Source organism: Streptomyces sp. NPDC015032 (genome assembly GCF_043080425.1).
Taxonomy (GTDB): Bacteria; Actinomycetota; Actinomycetes; order Streptomycetales; family Streptomycetaceae; genus Streptomyces.
On sequence record NZ_JBIBVN010000127.1, the window covers coordinates 1 to 1217 of the forward strand.

The following is a 1217-nucleotide window of genomic DNA, read 5'->3' on the forward strand; positions in this document are numbered from 1 at the left end:
GACAAAAGGCAGAGGGCGGAGGAAGCTCGTGCGGCATCGGGTTCGGACCCTCTTGGTGCCCCCGATCCCCTGGAGAGCGAGCTCAGTTCTGCCGAGGACCGTGTCGTCGTCGCGGAGTGGTCGCGGCGGATCCCCCCAATCAGGGCGCGGATCCCGGAAGTGCGCATCGGTAAGCGCTGGTACAGCACTGCCTGGCTGATCCCGGTCAGTATTGCGGGGCTGATCGCCTGGATCGCGGTGTGCCAGCAGCTGCGCACCTATTCGGCGGTGCAGAGCTGGATCGCCAGTCACCCCGGGACGGGCGACTTCCAGCCGCCCGTCACCAACGGGTTCCCGTTGTGGCTGCGCATCCTGCACTTCCTGAACTTGCTGTTCATGCTGTTCATCATCCGGGCCGGGATCCAGATCCTGGCCGACCATCCACGACTGCAAACGGACGCCGGGTGCATGCCCGGCCGGGAGCGGCTGCGGCTGCGTGGCCCGGTGCCACCCGACCGGATGGCGCAGGAGCCGCCGGAGCGTGCGTGGACGGCCAAGGACGACGCGGTCACCCTGCCCCGCTGGCTCGGCCTGCCGGGGATTCGGCACTCGATCGGCCTGGCCCGCTGGTGGCATTTCAGCTGCGATTTCCTGTGGATCCTTACCGGTGTGGCGTTTTACGTGCTGCTGTTCACCACGGGGCAGTGGGCGCGGCTGGTGCCGGTGGACTGGAGCGTCATCCCCAATGCCGTCTCGACTGCCATCCAGTACGGGTCGCTGGACTTTCCCGCCAACAAGGGCTGGACGCAGTACAACGGCATGCAGATCCTCGCCTACTTCGTCGTGGTCTTCATCGCCGCGCCCCTGGCGTTCATCACCGGCCTGCTGCAGGCGCCGGCCATCGCCGCCAAGTTCGGGCTGGGCTGGGGCCGGATCAACCGCCAGACGGCCCGCATCGTCCATTTCATGGTGCTGGTGACTTTTGTCGGGTTCATTTTCATCCACACCGTCATGGTCTGGATCACCGGGCTGTTCAAGAACCTCAACCACATCACCACCGGCATGAACACCTCCTCCTGGACCGGATGGTGGCTCTATGTCGTCTGGATGGCCATCGTGGTGGCCGTCTGGTGGGCCGCATCGCCGCTCACGCTGCGCTATCCGCGGGTGGTACAGAAAGCCGGCAAGTTCCTTATCGGCTGGGCAAAGGCGCTGCTGGAATATGCGGATCCGCGTGC

General features: G+C 65.7%; 1 protein-coding gene. It reads left to right on the top strand.

Features of this window, described 5'->3' with window-relative positions:
* Window positions 1-159: 159 nt before the first annotated feature.
* A partial coding sequence (locus ACF08M_RS41675) for a cytochrome b/b6 domain-containing protein (RefSeq protein ID WP_392190533.1) occupies window positions 160-1217 on the top strand: 1058 nt, incomplete at its 3' end.